Raw genomic sequence first — 23,047 nt, 5'->3', positions numbered from 1 at the left:
AAATGAAACTATTTACCACGCATCACTATTTGTCCAAGACCTAAATCTGATTAACGCTATAGGAGTTGGCTATAGAAAGCCTCATGATTACGCAAGTCATTGTCATTATTGGCATCCCACGGAAATACACCATCACGAAAATCCGTTACAGAAATGCACCAACGGCGCTTAAGCGGTAAAAATAGATATGCCTTTTTGCAGTCGAATATCAGTCAGCTATTTCTGACAATAATGGTAATTCCATACTGTAAATGGCGGATTAATCAGGGGGCGGTCAGCTTCACTAACGTTTAGCCCTGATTACCCACAGTATCCAGCCACTGAATCAGTGACCTGACCATAGTGAGATGTATAAGGTGTAACATAAACCCTTACCTAAGGTCTCCATACAGGACCGTCAAAAAAAGCCAAACCTGCCTTCATTTGCGGACTTATTAAATTTGCGTCTATTTGCGGTTTTCACTTACAACACCCACCTTGAGGAAGAGGTCGGGTGAGGGCAGATAGCTGAGAATGGCGGATAACCAGGAGATTATTTGCATTTACTATGCCAAAGACCGCGAAACTACCGAAGGTGGCGCTAAACCGTCGATAGAAATCCATCATCAGAAATGGTTGCGTCACCAACTGCATCCAGCAGTTGGTGATGACAACGCTTTTGTCTATTTCATGCGGTATTGCCCCATCAACCAAATCTTATCGGTGTCAAAGCTGAAACCATCTCCGCCATCCTCAAAACTGGCAAACTTGATAAGACCCAACCACTTTTTATCAAAGGGTTTGGCAAACAACACCCCCCATTCATCGCCATAATCGTCAACTCCGCCGATAACATTATCAGCTTCAAATTTGTGGTATTGGACAACCAGCTTTGATGGACCAATCACGCTTGACATCAAACCTTTCAGGACCAAGGTGACACTGGTATCCACCAGTCCCCCTGCCGGCGTGGCCGACCCTCCGGGTGCGCCAACAAATTTATCTGTCCAACCATTGAAGGCGTGTACTGTTGCAAGGGGTGTCTGCAAGGCATTGACTCCATTTCCTTCCAGCACCTCTTGCCCAACCTTTAACACCACCGGCTTACCCGCCACATCGAAAACGCCTCCTATTTCGATATTGGTGTAATCGTTATCATCGAGATTAGAAGCTGCATCACCACTCGGGTCCTGATTTGCCCACTCAAGTTCCGTCAACAGGGTTAAATTGTCATGTAGCCTATGTTTCCCGGTAAATCGCAAACCCCAGGTATCCGAGTCGAAATTGGTTATTCCGGGTCCGACACCGACACCTTCAGGAAAAGGCGTTCGCGAATTATCATCGTAATCCAATAGATAACCGTATCCACTCAACTTTCCGAATGGCAACTTATACGCGACATTTATGAGATGGGAGTTATTCATCTCATACTCCCTGAACGGGGAGTCATCGCCAAACAGCCTGTTTACACGATCAACATAGGCATATGAAAAGGTAAGGTTGTTGATTGAACTGTTGTCAAAACGAAATGCATCGAATGACTGAAAATTTTGCCGCCATACGATGTTACCCACCCATCGGTGATTATCGTAAATGATCGACTGCCGGCCCAGTTTAAATGAGGTGTGGCCATTGCAGGCGCCAGGTGCATTCGGGCAACCACCGGTTGCACTGCGCCAACCGATGAAGGCCTCGTTGATCTCCTCGAAATTATTATCCGGTATCAGCGCATGACCTTCGGCAATTCTCGAACCCGCCGGGCCAGGGGGAAAGGTTAGGTCATCGTCAACGTTTAGTGCGCTATCGCTGCCCAGTCGCCTATTGAGTTCCAACTCCAGCCGCGCCCAGAAGCCGTGGAAACGGGCTGAGGTATAGCCAAGCGCCGCCCGCAGGCTCGACAGGTCGGCATCTTCTGTACCGGCAAGTGGAGAGCCGGCGGGAATGTCGTCCTCCACCTCCTCGTAACGCAAACGCAACCATACATCAGGTTTACCGGTCGTAATGGCACTGGACAGTTCACCGGTTTCAGGCAACACCTTTGCTTGATGAACATTTGAAACAGCCGGCAATCCTACCGCACCAATGCCTTGTGAAAAGATGAGTATGGAGACTGCAAATAGACCTGACGCAGGCTTGATAATAGACATGCAATTCCTCCTCTGACTATGATTGGATGTGGCTGGCAACCACAAGCAACATCGACCTGTGTGCCACCGTTAAGGAGGGAGCTACTTGCAGGCTCCCATGGAGCATCGGAAGAGAAAACACATTTCCTTTTGACTTTCCGCCGGCAACCCCAGACATCGCATGCGCTTAACTATTCACCAAGCAATCTATCTTGTCCAAGACCAAATTCTGATCGAAACCATAGGCGACAACTATACAAAGTGCAGGGTTGAAATGAGGAGTGCTCGACAGTCGATCTGACAAAACAGGCAAGACTTAACTGAATCTATAGTCAATGCTTATGGGGAAGATGGAAACAGCCGCAATCTTCAATGGATTCCACTAAGTCCGGCCTGGCTTGCTCGTTGAGTGAGCCGAATGATAGACAGCGCCAAAGGTCAGAACAAAAAGTATCCAGAACAGTTGGCCGCCCCCACCAGGGCTATCAAACTTTTCCGCTCCGTCAGCATCGTTGAAGATCACACCATGTTCCAGATCTTCTCCGTCCAACGGCTGACAGTCATTACCAAGGGCCGCCTCTGCACTTGCAATGCTTAGCGTGGCATCGGAGAGTGCGAAGAATATATTATCCGAGCAACTGAGCATGACACGGGCATACTCAACAGAGACATTCGGCAGTACGATGTTGGCGGAACCGCTATTGGAAAACTCGCCCAGGTACAACTGGTCGAATCCGCTGTCGTGCATATTGCAGAATGTTGCAGGTGGATTGCCTGAACTCAGACTAAGGAGTGAAACATGTACGGTTGGGCAGCTTGCCTCGGTGCCCGCGGTTGACCATTCAAGGGTATGCGAGCCACCACCCATATAGGTAGACGAACGGTTCAAATCCCCACCGGTTATCCTGAAGGGTCCTTGATCGCCATCCACCTGAATAGTGATATCATCGTTGGCGACACCACTTTCACCATCCCTCACAGTCAGTCTGAAATTGAGTGTTCGAGCGGATTGAGGCAGGGTCTCGCCAATATCCTCCTGTCGTGTCAGTAATTGACTCAATCGTGGGAAATAGCGCACCGCAGTTTGTTTAGGCAGAAATGATCTGAACAACGGATTGCTGCCGTCGGGCAGATCGGTACCAATGGTTGATGCATCCGTTGCACCGGCAACACCCCCCGCATCCATCCCGTCCCATTGATAGGAGAGGTTGTCCCCGTCCACGTCACTTGCCATGCCATTCAGCATGAAAGGTGTTGCGGCAGGTATGCTGAGACTGCCGTCATCGCCTTCCTGGCCTGCATCGACACTCGGGGCGCTGTTTCCCGTGACTGTCAACTGACCGCACTGATTGCCTTCGCCATGGGTGATAAACTCGTTCATCTGCTGAATGCTGACGGCATGAAAGGTGGCGTCAGAATTGGCCTGCAGGTTCTCCTCGGCACAAATGCCGGCATAACTCATGATGGTTGAACCACTACCCGGTTCCACGGCGGCACTTGCCACTCTGTTGACACCACCGCAACTCGCCGTAGTGCCATTGAATGAGTGCGTTGCATTCAATTGATGGCCCAGTTCATGAGCGACAAAGTCGATATAGAAGCCGTCGCTATCCGGCATAGGCGTACCGGTATATGCCTGAGCTTTGTAGATTGTGCATAGGGAACCCACGCTGGCCAATCCGCCACCGACCGTGCCGAACAGAATGCCGATGTCATAGCTGTCCGCGCCAAGCATGAAATCGAGTTGCTGCTGATTCTCGATCAGCATCAAACCGATACCGGCAGCGGTCTGGGTATAGGGATCCGAGTCTGGATCGGTAAAGATTATGCGGTCGTTATTCCCCACCAGTTGAAACTGCACGGCCAGGTCACGGCCATAGATCTGGTTCACCCGATTGATCGTGGTGACGATTTGCGCCAGGGCGGCACTGACAGTGCCGCCAAAAAAAGCGCTGTATTCACCTGTTGCCGCCACGGCGAGGCGATAGACCCGGCGATGTGCGCCACTGACAGTTCTGCTTGCCAGGGTTTGCGAAAACGCTGTGGCCAAATGATCACTCTCCGGTTGACCATCGCGATGCATACAGACCAAGGGAGATAATCGATCACCTTGTACAGCCGCATAATCACGCTTGTAATAACTCCGATAGCCACCTTCCCCGTCCGGATCGATATACACAGTCCCTGCCGGCGTTGTAAGCATGGCATGAAAGCCATGCGGTGTCAGATCCAGGCGCCCGCTACTGGCGGCATCGTCCACTCCCCTCACCCTGTAAGTGCGTATTTCCGGATAGCGGTGAGCCAGCGATTCAGCCATCACCGGTGACTCCTCAACGGCGTAGCGCTGCATCGATCCATAGGGCAGCGGCAGCTCAAGTTCAATGCCGGAAGAACTTGTATCCTGCAACGGCGCCTGCAGCAGCCGTTGCCTCAACGCGGAGCTGTCCGCCCCCAGTCGGCGATAGTAAACGGATGACAGGTCGAGACCTTTTGCCGCCAGTTCAGATGTATCCATGTCCTGCCAGATTGCAGCGGTTGTGATTACGGGAGAAAGTAAAATAAGCGTTGCCAGAATCCATCTCATACGTCTTGCCACAGATTCCTGCATCACGGATACCTTTTCACCTTAAATCATCACAGTGTTTCATCGATGACAGGCAGCCCCATCGCCGATCAGTCTTTTAACTTAGCCATCAAGATCTTGTTGACCTGCCCCGGATTGGCCTTGCCCTGGGTCTGCTTCATCACCTGCCCGACGAAGAATCCGAGCAGTTTCTCCTTACCCGCCCTGAACTGTTCCACCTGCTTGGGATTGGCGGCGATCACCTCATCGATGATCCTCTCAATCTGACCACTATCCGTAATCTGCTTAAGACCCTTTGCCTCGATCACGGTATCTGCATCCCCTTCACCGTTCCAGATGGCCTCGAACACCTGTTTCGCGATCTTCCCCGAAATAGTGTTATCCGCAATACGCTGCAGCAAGCCACCCAGCTGTTTTGGGCTGACCGGCGATTGCGCCAGATCAAGTCCGGTCTTGTTCAATGCCCCCGCCAGTTCAACGTTAACCCAATTGGCTGCTGTCTTGGCATCTCCACCGCTTGCAACCACCTCTTCATAGTAATCGGCCATTGCCCGACTCAGGGTCAGCGTCAGTGCATCCGTTGCACTCAGCTTGTATTCTGATTCAAAGCGCTGCCGCTTCTGATCCGGCAATTCAGGCATACCCTGCCTGGCCCGTTGCAGTCGCTCCTCGCCGATCTCGACCGGCAGCAGATCGGGATCGGGGAAATAACGGTAGTCGTTGGCCTCCTCCTTGCTGCGCATGGAGCGGGTTTCGTCCCGATCGGCATCGTAGAGCCGGGTCTCCTGGACAACCTCGCCACCACCCTCGATCAGATCGATCTGGCGCTCCAGTTCGTAATTCAAGGCACGTTCCATGAAGCGAAACGAGTTGATGTTCTTAAGCTCGGTACGCGTGCCGAAGACCTCCTGGCCGTAGGGCCGAATAGAGATATTGGCATCGACCCTGAATGAGCCCTCCTGCATGTTGCCGTCACAGATCCCGAGATAGACCACCAGTTGATGGATCCTGCGGGCGTAGGCCACCGCCTCCCTGATGGAGCGCATGTCAGGCTCTGATACGATCTCCAGCAGCGGAGTACCGGTGCGGTTGAGATCGATCCCGCTCATACCATGGAAATCCTCGTGCAATGACTTTCCCGCATCCTCTTCAAGGTGTGCACGGGTTATCCCGATCACTTTATGCGTGCCATCCTCCAGATCTATGCCGATGGAGCCCTTGCCGACAATCGGCAGCTCAAACTGGCTGATCTGGTAACCCTTAGGAAGATCGGGATAGAAGTAATTCTTGCGCGCGAATATGGATCGAGGCGCAATCTCGGCATTCACCGCAATACCGAACTTGAGCGCCATATCCACCGCCGACTCATTCAGCACCGGCAGTACACCGGGAAAACCCAGATCGATGATACAGGCCTGGGTGTTTGGATCCGCACCATAGGCGGTCGAGGCGCCGGAGAAGATCTTTGACCTGGTCGCCAGTTGAGTATGAATCTCAAGCCCGATAACGGTTTCCCACTGCATATCTTTTCTCTAAAACTGTTTGATTTGATGCCTTTGACCAGTCAGGGACCGATAGCACTCATCCGATCGGCCCAAACTCATGCAAAACCTTCAGCCGTCTGAAGGTGCCAATTCGTCTCCGCCTGAAGCCGGTGAGCCACATTCAGTAGTTTTCCTTCGGTGAAATAGTTGCCGATAATCTGCAACCCGACAGGCAATCCGCCGACCGGCTGCACCGGAATGGATATCCCCGGCAGCCCGGCCAGATTGGTGGCGATGGTGTAGATATCGTTCAGGTACATGGTCACCGGGTCATCGGTCTTTTCGCCCAGGGCAAAGGCGGTCGTCGGCGTGGTCGGACCCATGATTACGTCGACCGTTTCAAAGGCCCGCTTGAAATCGTCGGATATGAGATGTCTGGTTTTCTGCGCTTTCAGATAGTAGGCATCGTAGTAACCGGCGGAAAGGGCGTAGGTGCCGATCAGGATACGGCGCTTGACCTCTGCGCCGAAGCCCTCTCCCCGGGAACGCTTATAGAGATCTTCCAGATCCTTTGGGTCTTCACAGCGATAACCGAAACGTACGCCGTCGAAACGGGATAGATTGGATGAGCACTCCGCCGGCGCAACCACGTAGTAGGTCGGCACCGCCAAGGCCGTATTTGGCAGGCTGATGTCGACCACTTCGGCGCCCAGCTGTTTGTAAAGATCGATCGCACCATCGATGGATGCCGCAACGGCGCTGTCCAGTCCCGCGTCGAAATACTCTCGGGGGAGACCGATTTTCAGTCCCCGCAAAGAGTCGTTCAGCGTAGCCGAATAGTCAGACACGGGTTGATCGGCACAGGTTGAATCCCTGGAATCGAATCCCGCCATCGCCTGCAGCAGCATAGCGGCATCCTCGGCGCTACGGGTCATCGGGCCCGCCTGATCGAGACTTGAGGCAAAGGCGATCATGCCAAAGCGGGAAACCCGTCCATAGGTCGGTTTGAGACCCGTAATACCGCACAGTGCCGCCGGCTGGCGAATGGAACCACCGGTATCGGTACCGGTACCGGCAACTGCAAGCCTCGCGGCTACTGCCGCAGCAGATCCCCCTGACGAGCCTCCCGGCACCCTATCCCGGTCCCATGGATTGCGTACTGGCCCATAGTAACTGGTTTCATTGGAAGACCCCATGGCGAACTCATCCATGTTGGCCTTGCCCAGGGTGACCGTGCCGGCCTGTTTCAGCCTCTCCACTACCGTCGCATCATAGGGTGAGACGAAACTATCCAGCATCCTGGAACCACAGCTGGTCTTCACACCTTTGGTACAGAAGATGTCCTTCTGCACCAGGGGAATCCCGGTCAGGGGACCGGCCTGCCCGGACCTGATAACCCTGTCAGCGGCTTCGGCCTCCGCCAGCGCCTGATCCGGGGTAGGGGTGATCAGGGCATTGAGATCTCCGTTCAACCGCTCGATGCGCTCGATAAAATGGCGTGTCAGTTCAACGCTGGAGAACTCTCCGGCTTGCATTGCGGCGCCCAGTTCAGCAATGGTTTTACTATGCATAGTATGATTTGTGTCCAATCAATATCTGAGAGATTACGGTCAGACCGGTCATATTCTCGGGGCCCGTTATTCGATGACCTTTGGTACCAGATAGAGGCCGTTTTCAGTCTTGGGCGCTACAGCCTGGTTGGCCTCACGGCAATCGCCTTCGGTCACCTCATCCGACCGCATGCGTTGGGCCATGTGGAGCGGATGGGACATCGGCTCGATGGCATCGGTATTCGCCGCTTCCAACTGCTCCACCAGATCGAGGATATTGCTGAGATCCTCGACATAGGCATCGATCTGCGACTCATCGAGGGCCATCCGTGCCAGATGGGCAATTTTTTCGACATCGGACTTATCTAGAGACATCCGCCTGCTACCTGCTCTGAAAAATGGGCAAATCTACCATATTCTCCGCGCCGATACATGATGATTGAACTGGAAATAGCCCAATAAAGGATGTAGTTGGGTCTTCGGATCGAGCATATACCCGTTGAGAATCAGATCATCGTTCCCTGGCGGATACCTGAGATCCACAGGGCCAAGCAGGACATTAATTTAGGTGGAATTCTTATAAATGTTAAAAAAACAGGAAGTTAATGCCTCACATTAAAGTGTGATCCAAATTCAACTTCTGAAAAGTGACAACTAGGTCTACAATTCAATTCAGGAAAGCATTGGGATATAATTCCCAACACCAGACACTGACTGCCCTGCTGGCGATAATGCAGCATGGCGTTCAGCTGAACGGTTCGGATGGAAACTGCAGTAACAAAAAAAACAAGCCTGACAGGCGATAAATATCAACGACATCCAGACATAGCTGGGATATAGAGTAGTCAGATAAATTGATAAACAGAATCACCCGGTAATTAACGCCCATGGACGAGATTCGCAAAACACTTACTGCATCCATTCTCAAGCTGCTCAGACCGCTGGTCAGGCTGATGCTGCGAAACGGCTTTACTTATGGAGATTTTGCCGATCTGAGCAAATGGACCTTTATGGACGTGGCATCCAAGGAGTTTGGTATCCCCGGCCGAAAACAGACGGTTTCCAGAGTATCTGTCATTACAGGGCTAACCCGTAAAGAGGTAAGCCGATTACAAAAAATCGACACCCCCGACGATAGCGCCATTGCGCATCAATATAACCGCGCCGCCAGGGTCATTTCAGGTTGGCTGCGTGATCCCCGCTTTCAAACCAAGAAAGGCACCCCGGCACCGCTCTACTTCGACAAAGGGAAGGCGAGCTTCAGTAAACTGGTCAAGGAACACAGCGGTGATGTACCGCCCCGTGCGATCTACGACGAACTGATCAGGGTGGGCACCATCGCCAAGGATGAGAGCGGTAAAATCACGCTCCTCAGCGATGGCTATGTTCCGCGTACCGGTGAGACAGGAAAACTGCATATTCTGGGAACGGACGTGCAACTATTGATTGACACCATCGATCATAATTTACAGCAAGGCTCGCGAACTCCCTATTTTCAGCGCAAGGTCGCTTACGATAACCTCCCCATAGAGGCGCTTATCGAATTTCGCAATATGAGTGCTGAAATGTCGCAGTCCCTGTTGGTGGAGTGCGACAAGTATCTGTCTCAACACGATCGAGATCTCAACCCTGATGTCGATGGCACCGGCCGTAAACAGGCCGGAATCGGCATCTACTATTTCGAACAGGATGTAATAAAGGATGAATAGTCTTATTCGTAAGATCCTGATTTCGGTGGCAATGGGTGCTGCGGTAGCAGGACTCACCAGTTGCGGTGGCGGCGGTGGTCCACAAGTCGCCGATGGCGGCATCGGCGGCACCGGTATCACCCAGGGCAGAGTAACCAGTTTCGGTTCCATTTTTGTCAACGGTATCGAATTCAATACCGACGACGCCAGCTTTACCGTCAACAATATGGCTGCGACCCAGGACGACCTGGCGATCGGCATGGTGGTCAGCATCAGCGGCAGCAGTGATGCTTCAAATGCATCCGGTATTGCGGACTCGGTATCTTACGACAGCCTGATAGAGGGTGTAGTCAGCAGCAACGATATCACCAATAACAACACCCTCGAGGTCATGGATCAAATCATTACCGTGGACGGGGATACGGTTTATGAAAATCAGATCGATGCCACAACGCTGGAGAACCTGCCGGTCAATAGCGAAGTGGAGGTTAGCGGTTTCACCGATGGTACCGGTACCGTGTTGGCGACCCGTATAGAGGTCAAGTCGCTTGCCTGGGCAGGTGGCGAACTGGAGGTCTCGGGAGTAATCAGTGCGGTTTCCGGGAGTCAATTCCAGATCGGCAGTCTGGTCATCGATGCCTCGAGCATCCCGTCGATTCCGCCCGCAGGCACATTTGTCGAGGTTGAAGGTAACAGCTTTAGCGGTGGCCTGTTCGTTGCCGATTCCATCGAAATCGAAGGTGACGGCAGTCGTGTGGTGGCGGAAGACGGTGAAGAGGTTGAGATTGAAGGCCAGATCACACAGGCGCTCGATGCTAATAATCTCTTCTCCCTTAACGGACAGGTCGTGGACGCATCCGCCACCTCTCTGAGTGGGGCCGCCAGCCAACTTGCGCTAGGGCGCATCGCAGAGGTTGAAGGCGTTATGAACGGCGATATTCTGCTCGCCGAAGAGATTGAGCTGAAGGCCACATCATCAGAGCGTGGAGAAATCAGTGGTCTCCTCGGGATCGGCAACGTCGATACCGCCGCCGGCACAGTGACCCTGCTGGGCCAGACTATCAAGGTCGATAGCTCCACCATCATGGAGAGCGACGTCGGTGAGAGCTCCTCCTTCACCCTGGAACAACTGATCTCCTCCGACTATCTGGAGGCAAAGGTATATATCGACAACGGTATGCTTGTAGCGAGCAAACTGGAATTGGAAAACGTGCCCCCCAACCACAACGCAGAGGTCAAAGGCGCGCCCAATTCCGCTGGTCCATCGACAATCGAGATCTTCGGTATCATCATTGATATCTCCGGCGTGGATGACAACAGCTTCACCAGTCAACAAATTGAGGTGAAAGGTAACTTTGACAACGGTGTGCTGATCGCTACCAGCATTGAAGAGAAGGATTGACCGGCTCCGGTGGCAGGGTGAGGCTTCAGGCCTCACCCCTGCTGTGATTCAGCCTGCAAGGGAACGCGAGCCTGATCGGGGTAGAGACCTTATTTACAGTCACCATTTATTTGGCCAATTGTGCTCAATTGACCATCCCCATTCTTGCCCAACTCCTGTACCATTGATAGATTAACCGACTTTCGGTTTGGCCAGAGCAGGGTTTTCAGCTAACTTCCAGATCGCTAACTGCCCACGTTTCGGCCAAGCCTTTACCAATAGAGAAAAAGACAAGAGATCCATGCTGTTCCGACGCATACGTGGCATATTTTCCAATGACCTATCCATTGACCTGGGTACCGCCAATACCCTGATCTATGCCCGTGGCCAGGGCATCGTACTTAATGAACCCTCAGTGGTCGCGATCCGCCAGGACCGCGGTCCCGGTGGTGCAAAATCGGTTGTTGCCGTGGGTGAGGACGCCAAAAAGATGCTGGGGCGAACACCCGCCAACATCACCGCCATCCGACCGATGAAAGAGGGGGTTATCGCCGATTTCACCGTCACCGAGAAGATGCTGCAGTACTTTATCCATAAGGTGCATGAGAGCCGCATCATCCGCCCCAGTCCCCGCGTGTTGGTATGCGTACCCTGCGGCTCCACCCAGGTGGAGAGGCGCGCCATCAAGGAGTCGGCGGCCGGCGCAGGGGCGAGAGAGGTCTACCTGATTGAAGAGCCGATGTCAGCGGCAATCGGCGCTGGCCTGCCGGTGGACGAAGCCCGGGGCTCGATGGTGCTGGATATCGGCGGCGGCACATCCGAAGTGGCGATCATCTCCCTGAACGGTATTGTCTATGCCAATTCCGTGCGCGTGGGTGGCGACCGCTTTGACGAAGCGATCGTCAACTATGTGCGCCGTAACTACGGCACACTGATCGGTGAAGCCACCGCAGAGAGAGTCAAGCATGATATAGGCTCTGCCTATCCCGGCAATGAGGTCAAGGAGATCGATGTAAAGGGCCGAAATCTGGCCGAAGGTATTCCGCGCAGTTTCACCCTCAACAGTAATGAAATCCTTGAGGCGCTGCAGGAACCGCTCTCAGGTATCGTGGGCGCGGTAAAGACCGCCCTCGAGCAGACTCCCCCCGAACTGGGCGCCGACGTGGCGGAACGCGGCATCGTTCTGACCGGCGGTGGCGCACTGCTCAAGGATATCGACCGGCTGCTCCAGGAAGAGACCGGTCTGCCCGTCATCGTTGCAGAGGATCCACTCACCTGCGTGGCGCGTGGTGGTGGCCGGGCATTGGAGCTCATCGATGAGCGTGGTGGCGAGTTCTTTATGGTTGACTAGAGCCTTAGCGTCTGCCCCCCTGCAACTGGATGGAGACCGAATCCCATAACGACACCATTAGCACGATGCAGGGAGCCAGTGAATTGAAAGTGGAGTCATTCAGCCATTAAACTCATTTTTACACAGGGTCCCTCGATCACCACCAGGCTGGTGGCTGCCGTGCTGCTGTCCATCGCAATCATGGTCCTGGATCATCGCTACAACCATCTGGAGTCACTACGCTCCGGACTCTCGGTACTGCTCTTCCCGGTGCAATATCTCGCCTCGTTGCCCCTACTTTTAAGTGAGTCCGCCAGTGACGCCATCAATAGTCGCAGCGAACTCGAGGCAGAGCGCGACAGGCTGCATGCGGAAAATCTGCTGCTGCGTGCGAGACAGCAGAAATTCGAAGCCCTGGAAGCGGAAAACATGCGCCTGAGAGGCCTTTTGGACTCTTCGTTCAAGGTTGGAGACCGGGTGTTGATCGCAGAGCTGGTCGCCGTGGAACAGGACCCATTCCGGCAACAAGTATTGATAAACAAAGGGAAAACCTCAGGGTTGTTCGTAGGCCAGCCGGTGGTCGATGCAAATGCCGTAGTCGGACAGGTAACCCATATCAACCCGTTCAGCGCCAGTGTGCTGTTGATCACCGATGCCGCCCATGCCCTCCCGGTTCAGGTCAGCCGCAACGGTCTGCGAACCATCGCCCTGGGTACCGGCTTGATCAACCGTCTCGAACTGCCCCATCTTCCTAACAATGCCGATATCAAGATAGGCGACCTGCTGACCACCTCAGGTATGGGGGGCAGCTTTCCGCCCGGCTATCCCGTGGCCGAAGTGATTGATGTGAGGCGCGAGCCTGGACAACCCTTCGCCTCGGTTATCGCACAAACGACCGCCCATCTGGATCGCATACGCGAAGTATTACTGGTATGGACCCTGGATCCCGACATCGTTGCGGATTCCATGCCAACAGAGGAGGACGAAGCGCTACCGGCGTCAACTGCACCGACCGGGGAGGCGGGCGAGTGATCAATCAAGCGCAATCCCGCAACTATATCATCACCTTAACCCTGCTGATCGGGTTTATCCTGACCATCATTCCGTTGCCCGAGTGGGCCACCGCCTATCGTCCGCAATGGGTCGCCCTGATCCTGATCTACTGGTGCATGGCCGTGCCTGAACGCATTGGCGTCGGTATCAGCTGGACAACAGGCCTGTTGCTGGATGTACTCACCGGTACGCTGCTAGGCCAGCATGCCCTGGGATTCTCGGTAATCGCCTATATTATGTTGAAATTGCATCTGCGAGTCCGTGTCATGCCGTTGCGTCAGCAAGTCTTCACGATTTTTATCCTGCTACTCGTGGAACGTCTGCTGGCTTTGTGGTCAACGGGAGCGGCAGGCTATCCGACTCCCTCGCTCTGGTACTGGATAACACCTTTGATCAGCACCCTGCTATGGCCCTGGGTTTTTATTATTCTTCGGGACATGCGACGCCGTTTCCACATCAGCTAGTTTTTTTAAAGCTGATCCAATCGGCTCTGTTGTGCCTTAAAAAAGGATCAGACAAAGCGTGAGGAGAGAGGTTTGGTGATACTAAATGAACGATGTGTAGCGCTGAGTGTCGCTTTTTCAGATAAAACCCGCGGGGTTGGGGCGTTTTTTGCGTCCAGCAGCATTATCATTCACTCATAGTAGAATAACTACACAGCGCCCATTCAGTCCTGCTGGAGGTAAAAAAACAGCCCCGGCAGAACCGATTGAATCAACACTGACAGACCCTGGGAGGTTCGATTGCCCCAATCCTCGATCAAGGACTATCTACATGAGAGCCAGTTGTTTCTGGGGCGCGCCATCGCCTCAGGCACTCTTGTCCTTCTGGTTCTGCTGATCCTGGTTGGGCGTCTCTTCTACCTGCAGGTGGAAAACCACGATCACTACACCACCCTGTCCCAGGATAACCGGGTAAAACTTGAACCCCTCCCTCCGACACGCGGCCTGATCTATGATCGAAATGGCGCCATTCTGGCGCAAAACCTCCCCGCCTACAGTCTGGAGATCACCCCTGAGAGGACTGAAAACCTTGATTACACGATTCAAAAGCTGAGTGAAATCATTGACATAAATGAAGATGATATCAACAGATTCCATCAGTTGCGCAAACAGCGCAGGCGGTTCGACAGTATTCCGATTCGGGTACGCCTGGAGGATGAGGAGGTTGCCCGTATCGCTGTCAATCGTCACCGTTTTCCAGGTGTCGATGTCAAAGCAAGCCTGTTGCGCGACTACCCGCAAGGCATGAAGACCGCCCATCTACTGGGATATGTCGGTCGCATCAACGAGCAAGAACTCCAGATCATCGACACTTCCAACTACAGGGGCACCAATTTCATCGGCAAGAATGGTGTCGAAAAAAGTTATGAGAGCATGTTGCATGGCAATGTCGGTCTGCAACAGGTAGAGGTCAACGCCAAGGGCAGGGTATTGCGGGTACTGGAGAATCAACCTCCGCGACCCGGGGATAATCTGCGGCTCTTCCTGGATATGGATATGCAGGCTACGGCCCTGGAGGCGCTGGGCGACTACAACGGCGCCGTCGCCGCCATCGATATCAAAACCGGCGGTGTACTGACCCTGGTCAGCAAACCGGGATTCGATCCCAACCTGTTTGTCGAGGGTATCAGTGCGAAGGCCTACCGGGAGCTGGAGCAATCCCTCGACAATCCCCTATTCAACCGCGCCATCCGTGGCCAATACCCACCGGGTTCCACCGTTAAACCTTTCATCGGTCTCGCCGGCCTGGAGTACGACGTGGTGGGTTATCATCAGGAGAACTACTGTCCCGGGTACTATCAGCTCCCGGGAAAAGACCACAAGTATCGTGACTGGAAAAAATGGGGGCATGGCAAGGTCGATCTGGAGCGGGCGATCGTGGAGTCCTGCGATGTCTACTATTACGAGCTGGCGCGCACACTCGGCATCGACAGACTCTATGAATTCCTGACCGGTTTCGGCTTCGGCCAACCCACCAATATCGACCTGGATGGCGAATTATCAGGCCTGATGCCGAGCCGTGAATGGAAGCAGCAGAAACAACGTGAACCCTGGTATCCAGGCGAGACCCTGATCGTCGGTATCGGTCAGGGCTATTTTCTGACGACCCCGCTGCAGCTCGCCTCCGCCACTGCAACCCTGGCGAATCGCGGTCATCATATCCGCCCCAGAGTCGTTGATAGCATTGAAAAACCCGACGGTACACTGATAGAGAGTCCGAAGATTGTGGACGACCTTCATCAGCTCGACCCGATGCACTGGAATCAGGTCATTCATGCCATGTCGCAGGTCGTCGAAGGCGTCCGGGGTACCGCCCGCTCAATCCATACCGACCATTATCGAATTGCCGGCAAAACCGGAACGGCTCAGGTATTCAGCATAAAACAGGATGAAGAGTATGACGAAGAGACGATTGCAAAACGCAAACGCGATCATGCCCTGTTCATCGCCTTCGCACCCGCTGAAGATCCCAGTATCGCCATCGCTGTGGTTGTCGAGAATGGCGGCCATGGCGGTTCAGTTGCCGCGCCCATAGCACGCAAAGTGATGGATCGTTATCTCATCGGAGCACCTGATGCGGGGTAGGAACTACACCACCTTCTACGAATCACAGCCGGCGCAGGCCAGCGGACTGCTGGCTTGGTTGCATATCGATCTTCCACTATTGACCGGCTTACTGATCCTGTCAGGTGTTGGTTTGAGCATCCTCTACAGCGCCGGCGACAAAGAGATGATACTGCTGCAAAAGCAGTTGATACGCCTGGGATTCGGTTTTACCGCCATGATCGCACTTGCCCAGATCCATCCCGCCAATTTACGTCGCTGGTCTCCCTTTTTGTATGCTGCCGGGGTCCTCATGTTGATTTTGGTGATCCTGTTCGGTGAGCTGGGAAAGGGGGCCCAACGGTGGCTGGATCTCGGGTTTCTCCGCTTTCAACCCTCGGAAATGTTCAAACTCACCCTGCCGATGCTGATCGCCTGGTATCTGGCCGAACACCGCCTGCCACCCAATCCTTCCCGATTGATAATTGCGGGCCTGTTCACCCTGATTCCAGTTTTGCTGATCGCAAAACAGCCCGACCTGGGCACCGCGCTCCTGGTGGCGACCGCTGGTACGTTCGCCCTTTTTCTGGCCGGCATCAGCTGGCGCGTGATTAGCGCCATAGGCTTGCTGATGGCTGCGCTCGGACCAGTCGCCTGGTACTTCATGCACGATTACCAGCGCCAACGGGTATTGACCTTCCTCAACCCGGAGAGCGACCCATTGGGTACCGGATACCATATCATCCAGTCGAAAATCGCCATCGGCTCCGGCGGCATCAGCGGCAAGGGCTGGCTGAACGGTACCCAGTCGCACCTGGAGTTTCTACCTGAACGGCATACCGATTTCATCTTCGCGGTCATCTCCGAGGAGTTTGGACTGGTGGGCGTGCTGGCGCTACTCTCTCTCTACCTCTTTATCATTATGCGCGGGCTCTATATCGCCACTCAGGCCCAGGACACCTTCGGCAGAATCCTTGCCGGATCACTATCACTGGTTTTTTTCGTCTATCTTTTCGTCAATGCCGGAATGGTCACAGGATTACTGCCGGTAGTAGGTGTACCCTTACCTCTGATCAGTTACGGAGGCACATCCCTGGTGACCATTCTTGCCAGCTTCGGTATGCTGATGTCTATTCATACCCATAAAAAACTACTACCGACATAAACGATCATGCAACTCATTACCCGACTCCTTCTTCTGCCCCTGTTCACCCTCATCCTGACCACACAGGCATGCGCCCACACCCAGAGGCAGACGACAGAATTCAAAAAATTCGCCCTTGAGATGGCGAACAAGCATAACTTCAACGCAGAAAGGGTTGAGCAATTGTTGAACAGCACAACCTTTCGGGATGACATCATCGCGGCAATCACCCGCCCCGCTGAATCCAAGGCATGGCACGAATACCGCCCCATCTTTCTCAAGCCGGACCGGATTGCAGGCGGGGTCAGATTCTGGCAGGAGAATGAGGCCCTGCTGACCTCCGTCAGCGAACGCTATGGCGTACCGGCCGAGATTATCGTCGCCATCATCGGTGTGGAGACCCGTTACGGCAAACACACTGGTCGTTACCGGGTCATCGACGCCCTGACCACACTCGCCTTCGGCTATCCGAAACGGGCGAAATTCTTTCGCCGCGAACTGGAAGAGTTCCTGCTGCTGGCCAGGGAAGAGCGAGTCGACCTCGAAAGCGCCATGGGATCCTATGCCGGCGCCATGGGCAAGCCCCAATTCATCTCCAGCAGCTATCGCGAATACGCGGTAGACTACGATGCCGACGGCCGGCGTGATCTGTGGAACAGCAATGCCGATATCATCGCCAGCGTTGCCAGTTATTTCAAAACCCATGGCTGGAAACCCAACCAACCCGTTACCCTGCTCACCGATGGCGGAGAGGATCTGCAATCCTTTGTCGAAGCCGGGATGAAGCCCAGCATCCAGGTAGGCAAACTGCTGGCCAAAGGCGTCCGCCCGGTGAACGGCAAATCACCCGCCCCCGGGACACTGACCAGCCTGATAAAGCTGGATGCCGGTGAGAAACATGAGTTTTGGCTGGGGCTGCACAACTTCTATGTCATAACACGCTACAATCACAGCAACCTCTACGCCATGGCCGTCTATCAACTGAGTCAGGAGATCAATGCCGCCAAACAGGCGGCCGATGCAGTCAAGTAGATAATGACAAGCTTGAGCATACAATTGCCTGCCGGGGTTTTGACGAAGACCATTGTGGTCGCATTCTGCGGGATGATCTTGATCAGCGCATGCAGCACCAGCAAGGTTGGACGCAGCCCAGCCCGGGATGGCATCAGTCACCGCCACCCCCCTCCCGCCGATATGGCAACCATTCCCGATGCGGTACCCAAGGACGAACCCAAAAGCCGGTATGGCAATCCCGAGAGCTATGAGGTATTCGGCAAGCGCTACTACACAATGACCAATGGCCGGGGATACAATGCCCGCGGAATCGCTTCCTGGTACGGCAGTAAATTCCACGGCCAGCGCACCAGCAGCGGCGAAACCTACGATATGTATGCCATGACGGCAGCCCACAAGACCTTGCCCCTGCCAAGCTATGTCCGCGTCACCAATTTGAAAAACAACCGCAGTGTGGTGGTCAAGGTCAACGACCGCGGCCCATTTCATGACAATCGCCTGATCGACCTCTCCTATACCGCAGCCTGGAAACTGGGCATTACCGGTGAGGGAACAGGCCTGGTCGAGGTGGTCAGTCTCGATCCCGGCAGCAAGATAGAGCCGGTCAGGACTAAACCGGTGAAACTGAGAAAAGGCAACATGCTGCCTGAGCTCTTCCTGCAGGTTGGCGCCTTCGGCAGTTCCGAGAACGCACAACGCCTGAAAAAGAGGCTGGAGGAACATTTACAGGCGGGTGTACTCATAGAAGACAGCGCGCACCCGGAACGCCCGGTCTATCGGGTGCAGGTGGGGCCGATTGCCAGTGTGGAGCTTGCTGACCATCTGAGCCAAAAACTCGGCAAACTCGGAATTGCCAACCCGCATGTTGTCATTCGCTGAAGGATAAATAGAATAGCGCATCACTATGCCAACGATATTACCCCTACCCATGCATCGACTGTCACCGACCAGATTCATAAAAACCGCTCTGTTGTGGCTCTCCTGCCTGATAACGTTTGCAACCTATGCCGCCGTTCCAACACCGGCACCCCCGGATGTCGCCGCCTCAGGTTATCTATTGGTCGATTTTCACAGTGGCAAGGTGCTTGCCGAAAAAGGTGCAAGCAATCGGCTTGAGCCTGCGAGCCTGACCAAAATCATGACGGCTTACGCGGTATTTCGCGAATTGAAACAGGGCAATATCAACCTGGAAGACAGTGTACTGATCAGCGAGAAGGCCTGGCGTACACCGGGTTCGCGGATGTTCATCGAGGTCGGTAAAAAAGTCAAAGTCATCGATCTGGTCAAGGGAATGATCATTCAATCCGGCAACGATGCCTGCGTTGCACTGGCCGAGCATATCGCCGGCAGCGAAGCCACCTTTGCGGAACTGATGAACAACATCGCCCGGGAACTCGGCATGACGAACACCCATTTCATCAACAGTACCGGACTGCCCGACGATGACCACTACACCACGCCTGCGGATATAGCCAAGGTGGCGGCGGCCACCATCCGCGATTTCCCTGAATACTACCCCTGGTATAGTGACAGGTCTTATGTATTCAATGATATAACCCAACACAACCGAAACAAGCTTCTGTGGCGGGACAATAGTGTCGACGGTATCAAGACAGGCCACACCGAGGCGGCGGGTTACTGCCTGGTGGCATCCGCCCAGCGTGAAAGCATGCGCCTCATCTCAGTGGTGATGGGCACCAAGGGAGAGGAGGCCAGAGCCCAGGCTAGTCAAAGCCTGCTCAATTACGGATTTCGTTTCTATGAAACCCACCAGCTCTACACAGCAGGAGAGGTGCTCAACCGGGCGCGCATCTGGAAGGGGGATAAAGAGAAACTGCCTCTCGGCCTCGGTCAGGACCTGAATGTGACCATTCCGCGTCACCAGTATCAAAATCTCGATGCCCGCTTGGAGATCGAACCGAAAATCATGGCCCCTGTCAAACAGGGAGAGGTACTCGGTCATGTCAGTATCACCCTGAATGGAGAACCGGTTACTGAAGCCCCCCTGGTGGCGCTGAAGAGTATTGCCGACGGCAATATCTGGCAGCTGATCAAAGACAGCGCACTGTTGTGGCTGGAGTGAAGACCAAATCATCATGAGCCAGGATGAAGAGACACTGCTGGAGTTCCCCTGTGACTTCCCGATCAAGGTGATGGGCAAGGCGGAGCCGGGATTTGAGGCGATGATTGTGGAACTGGTAAGCCGTCATACGGAGGCGCTCCTGGAAACCTCGGTCAACAGCCGGCTCAGTAAAGGGGGGAAATGGGTTTCTGTCACCATCACCCTGCGTGCGGAGAGCAAGGCCCAGCTCGATGCCATCTACCTCGATCTCAGCGCCCACGAAAAAGTGGTCATGGCGCTGTAGTGCCCACCGCACCAATCAATAATCCGTCAATACACTCGGAAGCGCTTGAAGTGTCCTCTCATCTCCTGGTCCGGCAACTCGGGCTGCAGCCCTACCAAACGACTTGGCAGGCCATGCAGGACTACACCAATGCACGCGATGCCTCGAGTCCGGATCAACTCTGGTTAGTCGAACATCCACCTGTATTCACCCTGGGACAGGCCGGCAAAACAGAACATCTCCTCGATCCCGGCAATATCCCTGTGATCAAGACAGACCGGGGCGGCCAGGTCACCTATCACGGTCCCGGACAGCTTATCGCCTATCTTTTACTGGATCTGCGACGCGCCCACATAGGCGTTCGCACCCTGGTCGGCCATCTGGAAGGGGCGGTGATATCACTCCTGGCCGAGTATGGCATCGCGGCGGTTGCACGCCGAGACGCCCCCGGTGTCTATATCGCTGAAAGCAAGGTGGCTTCGCTGGGCCTGCGGATAAGACGGGGTTGCAGCTTTCACGGACTCAGCCTGAATGTGGACATGGATCTCGCCCCATTCACGCGCATCAATCCCTGCGGTTACCCCGGACTCAAGGTAACCCAGCTGGTCGATCAACAGATAGATGCGGACCTGGCCACACTCGGCCGAAAATTGCCCCACCATCTGGCGCAAACTTTAGGCTACACTCTGACCTTCATCGATACAGAAGTAGACCCATGAGCCTCGACAAAGACATCCTGCCGCCATCCCGCACCACACCGGAAAGTCACCAACGCGGCAAGTCCAAGCTGGCGCGCATCCCGGTCAAGGTAGAACCGCAGCAGACCCTCCCGCGCAAACCCAAGTGGATCCGTGCCAAGGCCCCGCTCGGCAAGGAGGTCAGCCGCATTCGCCGCATCCTGCGTGAACGAGGATTGAGTTCAGTCTGTGAAGAGGCCGCCTGCCCCAACCTCGGCGAATGTTTCCACCACGGCACGGCAACATTCATGATCATGGGGGACATCTGTACCCGCCGCTGCCCCTTCTGCGACGTCGCCCACGGCAAACCCAAACCCCTCGATCCGCATGAACCGGTACAACTCGCTGAGGCGATTGCCGCGATGGAACTCAGCTATGTGGTCATTACCTCGGTCGACCGTGACGACCTGCGCGATGGCGGTGGGAATCATTTTGCGCAATGCATATCGGCAGTGCGCCAACGACGACCCAAGATCAGGATCGAGATCCTGGTGCCTGACTTTCGTGGTCGCATCGAACCGGCGCTTGAGGCATTGTCAGCTCATCCGCCCGACGTCTTCAACCATAATCTGGAGACGGTTCCACGACTCTATAAACAAGCCCGCCCCGGAGCGGACTATCAGGGTTCACTCAATCTGTTACAGCGTTTCAGGCAGAGTCAGCCGGATCTACCCACCAAGTCAGGGCTGATGTTGGGTTTGGGGGAAACGCGGGATGAGGTACTCGAAGTCATGCAGGCACTACGCCAGCACGGCTGTGAGATGCTCACCCTGGGCCAATACCTGCAACCAAGCAAGGACCATCTGCCTGTCGACCGTTTCGTCTCGCCGGAAGAGTTCGAGCAACTGGGCGAGATCGCGCAGGAGATGGGCTTTTCCAGTGTTGCCAGCGGCCCTATGGTGCGCTCCTCCTATCATGCGGATCTGCAGGCGAATCCCTTGATCCAGGGGTAGCTGCCAGGTTCGACAATCAACCAGAGCCTGACGCATTGGAAACCGGTTGCGCCAGGTGGGAATCATAACGCTCCATCAGATAGCAGAGACAATCCTGTCGAATGACATTGAGGTCCTTGGTCAACATGGAGGGCATCACTGAGCGGTGCAGACAGAGCTGACCATCCTCAATGGAGAAATAGTCGCCAACCACCGCCTCGCCCTGTTCATCCCTGACATCCAGGGCATCCAGACCTACGCCATTTATCCAGCCGAACAGCGTTCCCGCAGGTAATTCACGAAAATTGAAATGATCGATATCGGGAGCCAGAACGATATCACTCTCCCCCGGTGAAAAACCAAAGCTGGTAAGCGACGATATCTTGACCTGAGCCACGGTATGAAACAGATCGATATCGAGGTGACTCACGGCATGCTGAGGATGTTCCGCCAGATGCAGGCAGGCTTCGAGGTAATCCCTTGCGTGCTCGACACCGTGGGCACTGCCGACCTTACCGCACTCCAGCGTCACCGAGGGGCAGAGATCGGCAAAGGCCATCGACTGCACTCCCTTCGGCCGTAAAAAGTAGACCACAGTACGGGAAAACAGCAGTGCCAAATGAAAAAAACGGGTATCCAATCGATTGATACAGGCGTAATGGGGATTCAGACCGGTGTTGTTGTGCACATCAACACTGGCAAACGGCTTGCGTTCACGCATGCGTTCAACAACCTGCTCCATAACCTTATGTTCAGGCGTCTCAGCCACTTCACTGCCGCACCAAATTCTGTTGTAGTCGGGCTGCCCGGGCAGCAGGCGCAACCCCCGGGCCGCCGCATTGACATTGCCGATGAACAGGCTCAGGGCCCGTGGCAGATCCCGCCCTCCCTGATAACGGGCCAGCAGGGTCCGTATAGCCTCCCAGCCGACTGTTTCATTGCCGTGCATCAGCACAGAGACGAATAACGGTTGTGCTCTTCTACCGGGCAGATGAATCAGGGTTGGACCGCTAAGGTGAGCGGCGAGCTGATTTGCCTCCAGGGCCAACAGATTGTCTGGTAGATAATCGAATTCCTGCAGCATACTCATAGTTTACCTGAATCGATGAGACTAGCCCGGGTTTCTCATATCGGGCCACCACTCGGCCTGATAA

General features: G+C 54.5%; 19 protein-coding genes. 13 read left to right on the top strand and 6 right to left on the bottom strand.

Going from position 1 to position 23,047, the window contains the following annotated elements; translation table 11 throughout:
• Positions 1-662 precede the first annotated feature (662 nt).
• From AB8516_RS14885 to gatC, 5 genes are all read right to left on the bottom strand, one after another.
• Positions 663-2,126: a hypothetical protein gene (locus AB8516_RS14885; protein WP_369161829.1), complete on the bottom strand. Its 1,464-nt coding sequence runs from the start codon at positions 2,124-2,126 to the stop codon at positions 663-665.
• Between the two features lie 361 nt (positions 2,127-2,487).
• On the bottom strand, positions 2,488-4,689 hold the full coding sequence (locus AB8516_RS14880; RefSeq protein WP_369161827.1) for a reprolysin-like metallopeptidase: 2,202 nt from the start codon (positions 4,687-4,689) through the stop codon (positions 2,488-2,490).
• Positions 4,690-4,778: 89 nt separating this feature from the next.
• Positions 4,779-6,212, bottom strand: a complete 1,434-nt coding sequence (gatB, locus tag AB8516_RS14875) for an Asp-tRNA(Asn)/Glu-tRNA(Gln) amidotransferase subunit GatB (protein ID WP_369161825.1) — start codon at positions 6,210-6,212, stop codon at positions 4,779-4,781.
• 77 nt (positions 6,213-6,289) lie between these two features.
• Entirely contained in the window at positions 6,290-7,744 is a 1,455-nt protein-coding gene (gatA, locus tag AB8516_RS14870) for an Asp-tRNA(Asn)/Glu-tRNA(Gln) amidotransferase subunit GatA (RefSeq protein ID WP_369161823.1), read from the bottom strand.
• 66 nt (positions 7,745-7,810) lie between these two features.
• Complete coding sequence (gene gatC, locus AB8516_RS14865; protein WP_108289813.1) at positions 7,811-8,098, bottom strand: Asp-tRNA(Asn)/Glu-tRNA(Gln) amidotransferase subunit GatC; 288 nt, start codon at positions 8,096-8,098, stop codon at positions 7,811-7,813.
• Between the two features lie 512 nt (positions 8,099-8,610).
• On the opposite strand from gatC, the gene AB8516_RS14860 reads away from it, so the two are divergent.
• The 13 genes from AB8516_RS14860 to lipA all read left to right on the top strand — a co-directional run bounded on the left by AB8516_RS14860 (position 8,611) and on the right by lipA (position 21,914).
• Entirely contained in the window at positions 8,611-9,432 is an 822-nt protein-coding gene (locus AB8516_RS14860) for a DUF6502 family protein (RefSeq protein WP_108289812.1), read from the top strand.
• Positions 9,425-10,813, top strand: a complete 1,389-nt coding sequence (locus AB8516_RS14855) for a DUF5666 domain-containing protein (protein WP_369161821.1) — start codon at positions 9,425-9,427, stop codon at positions 10,811-10,813. Before AB8516_RS14860 ends, AB8516_RS14855 begins: the two co-directional genes overlap by 8 nt.
• Positions 10,814-11,093: 280 nt before the next feature.
• Positions 11,094-12,143 carry a rod shape-determining protein gene (locus tag AB8516_RS14850; RefSeq protein WP_108289810.1) on the top strand — a complete coding sequence of 350 codons (1,050 nt, stop codon included), beginning with the start codon at positions 11,094-11,096 and terminating at the stop codon, positions 12,141-12,143.
• Between the two features lie 105 nt (positions 12,144-12,248).
• Entirely contained in the window at positions 12,249-13,154 is a 906-nt protein-coding gene (gene mreC / locus AB8516_RS14845) for a rod shape-determining protein MreC (protein ID WP_369163296.1), read from the top strand.
• Positions 13,151-13,639, top strand: a complete 489-nt coding sequence (gene mreD, locus AB8516_RS14840) for a rod shape-determining protein MreD (RefSeq protein ID WP_369161818.1) — start codon at positions 13,151-13,153, stop codon at positions 13,637-13,639. Before mreC ends, mreD begins: the two co-directional genes overlap by 4 nt.
• 279 nt (positions 13,640-13,918) lie before the next feature.
• Positions 13,919-15,763: a penicillin-binding protein 2 gene (gene mrdA / locus AB8516_RS14835; protein ID WP_369161816.1), complete on the top strand. Its 1,845-nt coding sequence runs from the start codon at positions 13,919-13,921 to the stop codon at positions 15,761-15,763.
• Positions 15,753-16,886: a rod shape-determining protein RodA gene (gene rodA / locus AB8516_RS14830; protein WP_369161814.1), complete on the top strand. Its 1,134-nt coding sequence runs from the start codon at positions 15,753-15,755 to the stop codon at positions 16,884-16,886. Before mrdA ends, rodA begins: the two co-directional genes overlap by 11 nt.
• A gap of 6 nt (positions 16,887-16,892) precedes the next feature.
• Entirely contained in the window at positions 16,893-17,897 is a 1,005-nt protein-coding gene (gene mltB / locus AB8516_RS14825) for a lytic murein transglycosylase B (protein WP_369161812.1), read from the top strand.
• 3 nt (positions 17,898-17,900) lie between these two features.
• Positions 17,901-18,758: a septal ring lytic transglycosylase RlpA family protein gene (locus AB8516_RS14820; RefSeq protein ID WP_369161810.1), complete on the top strand. Its 858-nt coding sequence runs from the start codon at positions 17,901-17,903 to the stop codon at positions 18,756-18,758.
• 25 nt (positions 18,759-18,783) lie between these two features.
• On the top strand, positions 18,784-19,962 hold the full coding sequence (locus tag AB8516_RS14815; RefSeq protein WP_369161808.1) for a D-alanyl-D-alanine carboxypeptidase family protein: 1,179 nt from the start codon (positions 18,784-18,786) through the stop codon (positions 19,960-19,962).
• 13 nt (positions 19,963-19,975) lie between these two features.
• Positions 19,976-20,245: a YbeD family protein gene (locus AB8516_RS14810; protein ID WP_069123989.1), complete on the top strand. Its 270-nt coding sequence runs from the start codon at positions 19,976-19,978 to the stop codon at positions 20,243-20,245.
• A 50-nt stretch (positions 20,246-20,295) separates the two neighbouring features.
• Entirely contained in the window at positions 20,296-20,943 is a 648-nt protein-coding gene (gene lipB, locus AB8516_RS14805) for a lipoyl(octanoyl) transferase LipB (protein ID WP_369161806.1), read from the top strand.
• Positions 20,940-21,914 (top strand): lipoyl synthase, encoded by a 975-nt coding sequence (lipA, locus tag AB8516_RS14800; RefSeq protein WP_369161804.1) that lies wholly within the window; start codon positions 20,940-20,942, stop codon positions 21,912-21,914. Before lipB ends, lipA begins: the two co-directional genes overlap by 4 nt.
• 16 nt (positions 21,915-21,930) lie before the next feature.
• On the opposite strand, the gene AB8516_RS14795 is transcribed toward lipA, so the two are convergent.
• A complete protein-coding gene (locus AB8516_RS14795; protein ID WP_369163295.1) occupies positions 21,931-22,977 on the bottom strand; it encodes a M14 family metallopeptidase in 1,047 nt (348 codons plus the stop codon).
• Between the last annotated feature and the right edge of the window lie 70 nt (positions 22,978-23,047).

It is taken from the genome of Candidatus Thiodiazotropha sp. LNASS1 (assembly GCF_964212655.1).
GTDB lineage: Bacteria > Pseudomonadota > Gammaproteobacteria > Chromatiales > Chromatiaceae > Thiodiazotropha.
Note: the sequence above shows the minus strand (reverse complement) of the source record. Positions and strands in the feature narration are given on the sequence as shown.